The organism is Promineifilum sp. (SeqCode) (genome assembly GCF_041918635.1).
Lineage (GTDB): Bacteria > Chloroflexota > Anaerolineae > Promineifilales > Promineifilaceae > Promineifilum.
Genome location: NZ_JAYRVJ010000683.1, coordinates 1 through 6,390, shown reverse-complemented (window position 1 = coordinate 6,390; position 6,390 = coordinate 1). Strand labels below are relative to the sequence as shown.

The 6,390-nt window shown below is 65.9% G+C and carries 8 protein-coding genes; 6 read left to right on the top strand and 2 right to left on the bottom strand.

Going from position 1 to position 6,390, the window contains the following annotated elements:
* From ACE3UY_RS20050 to ACE3UY_RS20030, 5 genes are all read left to right on the top strand, one after another.
* On the top strand, positions 1-536 hold a 536-nt coding region (locus tag ACE3UY_RS20050), incomplete at its 5' end, for a GNAT family N-acetyltransferase (RefSeq protein WP_374689253.1).
* Positions 533-1,441 (top strand): transglutaminase-like domain-containing protein, encoded by a 909-nt coding sequence (locus ACE3UY_RS20045; protein ID WP_374689252.1) that lies wholly within the window; start codon positions 533-535, stop codon positions 1,439-1,441. The genes ACE3UY_RS20050 and ACE3UY_RS20045, both read left to right, overlap by 4 nt.
* A gap of 19 nt (positions 1,442-1,460) precedes the next feature.
* Positions 1,461-1,856 carry a hypothetical protein gene (locus ACE3UY_RS20040; protein WP_374689251.1) on the top strand — a complete coding sequence of 132 codons (396 nt, stop codon included), beginning with the start codon at positions 1,461-1,463 and terminating at the stop codon, positions 1,854-1,856.
* A 145-nt stretch (positions 1,857-2,001) separates the two neighbouring features.
* Positions 2,002-3,033, top strand: coding sequence for a GNAT family N-acetyltransferase (locus ACE3UY_RS20035; protein WP_374689250.1), 1,032 nt, complete (start codon positions 2,002-2,004; stop codon positions 3,031-3,033).
* Positions 3,034-3,043: 10 nt separating this feature from the next.
* Positions 3,044-3,718 carry an O-methyltransferase gene (locus ACE3UY_RS20030; RefSeq protein WP_374689249.1) on the top strand — a complete coding sequence of 225 codons (675 nt, stop codon included), beginning with the start codon at positions 3,044-3,046 and terminating at the stop codon, positions 3,716-3,718.
* 23 nt (positions 3,719-3,741) lie between these two features.
* On the opposite strand, the gene ACE3UY_RS20025 is transcribed toward ACE3UY_RS20030, so the two are convergent.
* Both ACE3UY_RS20025 and ACE3UY_RS20020 read right to left on the bottom strand, forming a co-directional pair.
* Positions 3,742-4,701, bottom strand: coding sequence for a GNAT family N-acetyltransferase (locus ACE3UY_RS20025; RefSeq protein WP_374689248.1), 960 nt, complete (start codon positions 4,699-4,701; stop codon positions 3,742-3,744).
* A 7-nt stretch (positions 4,702-4,708) separates the two neighbouring features.
* Complete coding sequence (locus tag ACE3UY_RS20020) at positions 4,709-5,872, bottom strand: hypothetical protein (protein WP_374689247.1); 1,164 nt, start codon at positions 5,870-5,872, stop codon at positions 4,709-4,711.
* 111 nt (positions 5,873-5,983) lie between these two features.
* Between ACE3UY_RS20020 and ACE3UY_RS20015 the strand changes: the two genes are divergently transcribed.
* The coding region (locus ACE3UY_RS20015; RefSeq protein ID WP_374689246.1) for a DUF1697 domain-containing protein at positions 5,984-6,390 on the top strand (407 nt) is incomplete at its 3' end.

Sequence of the window (6,390 nt, the reverse complement as noted above, 5' to 3'; positions counted from 1 at the left end):
TGCGCGACTTCCGAGAGGATGACTGGCCGGCCGTGCTGGCCTACCAGTCCGACCCGCTCTATCTGCGCTACTACGAGTGGACGGCGCGCACGCCGGAGGCGGTGCGCGCCTTCGTGAGGATGTTCCTGAACCACCAGCGGGCGCAGCCGCGCACCAAGTTCCAACTGGCCGTCGTCCTGAAAGCGAGCGGGGAGCTGATCGGCAACTGTGGCATCCGGCTGGCGTCGCCCGGCGCGCACGAGGCCGACATGGGCTACGAACTTTCCCCCGCCCACTGGAGCCATGGCTACGCCACGGAGGCGGCCCGCGCCGTGCTCAACTTTGGCTTCACTGAGTTGGGCGTCCACCGCGTCTGGGCCACGACGCTGGCCGACAACACCGGCTCGGCGCGCGTGCTGGAGAAGATGGGCATGCGCCTGGAGGGGCGGCTGCGCGACAAAGAGCGGTTCAAGGGCCGTTACTGGGACGCGCTGCTCTACGCTATACTAGAGCCGGAGTGGCGGGCGCAAACCGCCCGCCGGGAGAATCCACCATGAACCACACCCTTCACTACTTCGCCACGCCGGGGCCTATGACGACGCCCGGCCCCCATGCTGCCCTCTTTGATTCCCTGCCCACCGACATCGGGGCGCTGTGCCGCGTCGTCCAGGGCCTCATGATCCACACCTTCTGGGCCGACCACTACGGTGTCCACCTGGACGAGGCGCGCCGGGAGGAAGTTCAGTTGCGCCCCGTCGATCAAAAGCTGGAACGGATCATGGCCTTGGATCCGCGCCCGTTGGTCGAGACCCGGTCGCCGGAAACGCGCCTGGTCGGCAACTGCCGCGACTTCTCCGTGCTGCTGACGGCCATGCTGCGCCACCAGGGCGTGCCGGCCCGCGCCCGCTGCGGCTTCGGCCGCTACTTCCTGCCCAACCACTTCGAAGATCACTGGGTGGGCGAGTACTGGAACGTCGCCGAGGAGCGCTGGGTGCTGGTGGATGCCCAACTGGACGCGCTGCAACAGGGCGTCCTCGAACCGCCCTTCGACCCGCTCGACGTACCGCGTGACCAGTTCATCACCGGCGGCGCGGCCTGGCAGCTGTGCCGCGCCGGGGAGGCCGACCCGGAGACGTTCGGCATCCACGACATGCACGGCCTGTGGTTCGTGCGCGGCAACTTCGTGCGCGACGTGGCCGCGCTGAACAAGGTGGAATTGCTGCCCTGGGACCTGTGGGGCGTGGCCTACGTGGAAGGCAGCGACGAGGGGCTGAGCGCCGCCGACTGGGCCGCGCTGGACGAGATGGCCGCGCTGACCGCGGGCGACGTACCTGAGTTCGATCGGGTGCGCCAGTTGTACGAAAGCGGCGACCGCTGGCGCGTGCCGCCGGTCATCACCAGCTACACCGCCGCCGGGCCGATTAGCGTACCGCTGCCGATGCTCGCGCTGGCCAATGAATAGAGAAGTAAGAGGTGAACAGATGGAACTGCTGGCAATTCGGTTTGTAACCGTTTCCAATGAGGCTGAGGCGCTGGCGCGCTGCCTGGACGATCTGGGCGTGCGGCGGCGGCATTTCGGCGAGTACACCAGCCAGATCGGCGCCGATGCCTTTACCGGCGCGATCTTCCCGGCCGGCTCCAGCTGGATCGAGGTGTGGCCCGCTGGTGAGGGCATGCCGCCGGGTATGATGCTCCAACTGGTGGTGGACGACGCCGATGCCTTCGCCGCCCACGCCCGCAGCCAGGGCCTATCGCCGGAAGGGCCAGTGGACGCTCATGGCGAGCGCATTTACTTTCTGCAGGCGCCGTCCGGCCTGTCAATGAGCTTCCAGTCGGCCCTGCCGGCTGGCGAGGCGAACGAAACGCAGGCGACCTAGCCGTTCTAAAACTGATCACTAGCCCAACGGCTACCGCATGTTGTTTGAAGGGCCGCCCTAGCGCGTGCTACAATCCTGGCTCGCTCCGGTCGTGCATCGCTATCTCATCCCACCTAGCAAAACGGCATGTTTGAGGGATAAAATTGTGCCCGATCAAACTAACGATGTGATCACCCTGCCAAATGCGCTGGACGTGCCCGGCCTCGTCTTTCGCCACTTCCGCGGTGAGAGCGACTACCCGGCCATCGCCGCCGTCGGCAATGCTTCGCGCCTGGCTGATGGCAATGAAACCGTAATGTCGGCCGAGGACGTAGCCGTCGAATTCGCCCACCTGGCGAACAGCGATCCCGCGCGCGACATGATTGTCGCGGAGATAGACGGTGAGGCAGTTGGATTTACGCACGGCCGGTGGTCGCCGCAAGTGAGCGGCCCTACCCGTTACCAGTTCGAGTTGACGCTCGCGCCCGCGTGGCGAGGGCATGGCATCCGCCGGGCCTTGCTGCACTGGGTCGAGGCGCGACTGCGGCAGATAGCCGCCGAGCACCCACGGGATGCCGAGAAGGCGTTCGCCACCCACACACCGGAGCAGGCAACTGATCTGACCGCGCTGCTGCACAGCGAGGGCTACCTACCGGTGCGTTACTACAACGTCATGGTGCGCTCGCTGGAAGGGCCGCTGCCCGATTTTCCTATGCCGCCCGGCCTGGAGTTGCGGCCGGTTTTACCCGAGCACTACCGCCCCATTTGGGACGCCTCACAGGAAGCCTTTCGCGACCATTGGGGCAAGACGGTGTATCCGGAGGAGATGTACCAACGGTATCTAGCGGACCCGGTCACCTTCAAGCCGGAACTCTGGCAGATCGCCTGGGACATCGAAAAGAATGAGGTCGCCGGGCAAGTGCGGACGTTCATTGACGAGTTGGAAAATGACCTGCTGAACCGCCGCCGGGGCTTCACGGAGTCTATCAGCGTCCGGCGGCCCTACCGGCGGCGCGGCCTGGCGCGGGCCATGATCGCTGAGAGCCTGCGCGTCCTGAAGGCGCGGGGCATGACTGAGTCAGCCCTGACGTCGGACTCCGAGAACATCACCGGCGCGGTGCGGCTCTACGAGGAATGTGGTTTCGCGACCACGTTGCGCATCATTGCCTACCGCAAGCCGTTGGATTTGATTCCCTGAGAGGAAGCATATGACCCAAGAACTGTGGGCAGCCGTCGATACCTACCTTACCGACCTATTCGATCCGGGCGACGCAGCCCTGGAAGCGGCGCTGGCCGATAGCGACGCTGCCGGCCTGCCGGCCATCGCCATCTCGTCCTCCTACGGCAAGCTGCTGATGATCCTGGCACAGGCCACCGGCGCGCGGCAGATACTGGAGATCGGCACGTTGGGCGGCTACAGCGCCATCTGGCTGGCGCGAGCGCTGCCGCCGGGCGGCCAGCTGCTTACGCTGGAGGCCAACCCGAAACACGCCGCGGTCGCCCGCGCCAATATCGCCCGGGCCGGACTGGGCGAGGCGGTGGAAGTGCGCGTCGGCCGGGCGGTGGAGACACTGCCGCAACTAGAGGCGGAGGGGCGCGGGCCGTTCGACCTGATCTTCATTGACGCCGACAAGCCGAGCTATACGGAGTACCTGCACTGGTCGCTGCACCTGGCCCGGCCGGGGACGCTCATCATCGCCGACAATGTGGTGCGCCAGGGACAGGTGATCGATGTCGACAGCGACGACGCCAACGTGCAGGGCGTGCGCCGCTTCAACGAGGCGCTGGCCGCCGAGCCGCGGATCAGCGCGACGATCCTCCAAACGGTCAGCGGGAAGGGATATGATGGGCTGGCCGTCGCCGTAGTCACTGGCAACGAGTAGATGTTCTCAGATGCTTGAGAGCGCTATTCGCCTCTCACGTAATCAAGATACTTGTTCACGATTCTGAAACCGAGCGATTCATAGAGCCGCAGCGCCGGCGTGTTCGACACGCCCGTTGAGATGCATACGCGGTTCATGCCCCGCTCCCACATGCGGCGCAAGCTCTCGAGTAGCGCCGCGCGCGTCAACCCTTGCCGCCGGTAAGCCGGCAGCGCGCCGACCGGGCCGAAGTCGCCAATCCGGTTGACCGGATCGATCCAGCCATTCACGTAGGCGGCGATGACGCCATCCGGTGCAACCGTCACCACATCGAGTTCACGGTAGTACCCGGGCAGCCGCATAAAGCGCGCGTAATCGTCGTCACTGACGTTGCCCACAGTCCACGGTTGCCAGACCTCGCGCTGGGCGGCGGCGCGGTTGGCGATTTCGCCAGCTTCGGCGACAGCGCGCACCTGATAACCGGCCGGCAGCACTGATTGGGGGATCGGCCCACCCAACGAGCGCAGCATATTCACTTCGGCGAACTCGCCGCTGTAGCGAAAGCCGTGCCGCTCCAGAAAGGCGATACGCCGGGCGTCATCCTGCCGCGCGCCAGACACCAGATGCCCGCTCCATCGGCGGGCGTCATGCTGGCGGAGTTCACTCAGACGTGTCTCTACCCAGATCAGCGCCTCCTCCTCAATGCCAGACCACTCATGTTCCGGCAATACCTGACAGTCGAAAGCGGGATCCTCGCCCAGCATGGCATAGGCGACCAGCTTCCCTCGCCCATTGTGCCAGAGGCGGATGTACTCCTGCGGATTCAGGTGGCAAGTCACCATGAAGAAGTTGAACATCAACTCGCCGACGTGCCAATAGCGCCAATCACTGGTGCGCGAACGCGCCTCCATCAACAGCTGCTGCATGTGGCGCAAGTCGTCTTCGTCGACGTAAAGACGGGATGTCAGGGAGCCTAGGGATGAGGTGTAATGGTGCAAGCTCATAATGTCGTCATAGATCCGCCGGCCGTCGCCCCGCCTTCAGCGTTGCCGTCTGCCCAACCGTGAACGGCGGCGCGAACAGGCTCTCGTCCTCGTGGTAGGCGCGGAATAGGTCGGCGATGAAGCGCATCCGCTCCGGCAGACGGCTCCAGTCGCGGCGCTCGGCCGGCGCGAGCGCGAAGGGGGCCAGCAAGGCGCACAAATCCGGGTTCGACAGGGCGCGCAACGTGGCGGGATACTCCGCCCGCAGGTCGTCGCCCAGGCGCAACAGCCGCCCGCCCGATAGCTCCAGCGTCATTAACAGTTCCGTGACCGCCAGCCGGCCGAGCGCCTGCGCCTCGTCGACCAGCCGGTCGCACGTGGTCAGTAGCGGTTCGGCCCGTCCGGCCAGCCGCGCCGCCGCCAGTCGCAGCTTCGCGCCGGGGTCGGGAAATAGCTCATCCAGCAAACGGCGGCGCAGCGCCTCCGGCTCGTAGATCGGCGCGTCCATCGCCGCGCGGATTTCCGGCTGGAGGCGTGTCTGCTCGTGGAGGCCGATCTCCAGGTTCGCCAATAGCATCAACTCGCCGCGCGCCTTACCGGTCGCGCTCAGCGCGGCGTGGTAGTGGGTGAAGGCTTGCCGCAGGTAGCGCTGCCCCTCCGGCGGGTCGCTGGGGCGCAGGCCATCGAGGAACGTTGCCAGCGCGCTCTCGCCAGGCGGGCCGCCGGCAAACAGCGCCAGAAAGCGGGCAAACTCCAGGCCGATCTCCTCGAAGACTTTGCGGTTGCCGCGGGCTACGGCATCGCTCGTGCGGCTGAAGGCCGCCGCCGGGCTGAGGGCGTCGCGCACGGCCAGCGCTGCGCCGATCAGGCTCTCCGGCCCCTCGCCGGCGATGGCCGCGCCCTGCGCCTCCAAAGCCTGGGCCGCGGCCTGGGCGTCGGCCGACTGGCGCAGCAGCCGCTCCAGCGCGCGCCGCAAATCCTCGCGGCGGATGGACTGGCCGGCCTGCCGCGAAGCCCAGGTAGCGACAGCGCACCAGTTCGCGCCGCCGGGCAGATGGCGGGCCAGAGCGCGGGCCAACTCGTGGTAGCACTGGGTGATCTGCAAGTTGCGCAACACCGGGTCGTCCAGCGCGGCAATGCGCCGCACGTCGTCGGGGGTCGGGATGAGGTCGTTCGCTGAGGCGTGAAGCATTACGGTATAATACCTTGAAGAGGAATCATCCGCAGATTTCGCAGATTACGCAGATTTTGCTCTGAAATCTGCATAATCTGCGTAATCTGCGGATTCTTTGAATGGGAAAATATGAGCCGTTACATCGGCTTTCTACGGGCCATCAACATTACCGGTCGCACGATCAAGATGGAGCGGCTGCGCGGCCTGATTGAGGCGCTGGGCTTCGACAACGTGGCGACGTTCATCGCCAGCGGCAACGTTATCTTCGACACGGCCGAGGGCGATACCGTGGCGCTGGAAGGGCGGATCGAGGATCAGTTGCGCGAGGAACTGGGCTACGAAGTCATCACCTTCCTGCGCACGCCGGCCGAAGTGGCGGCTATCGCGGCGCGCGAGCCGTTCGGCCCGGACGAGGCAGCCGAGGCGTTCGCGACGATGGTCGCCTTGCTGAAAGCGCCGCCGGCCAAGGCAGCACGGGAGAAGCTGATGGCCTATCGCAGCGCCAGCGACGACTTCCACGTGCACGGCCGCGAAGT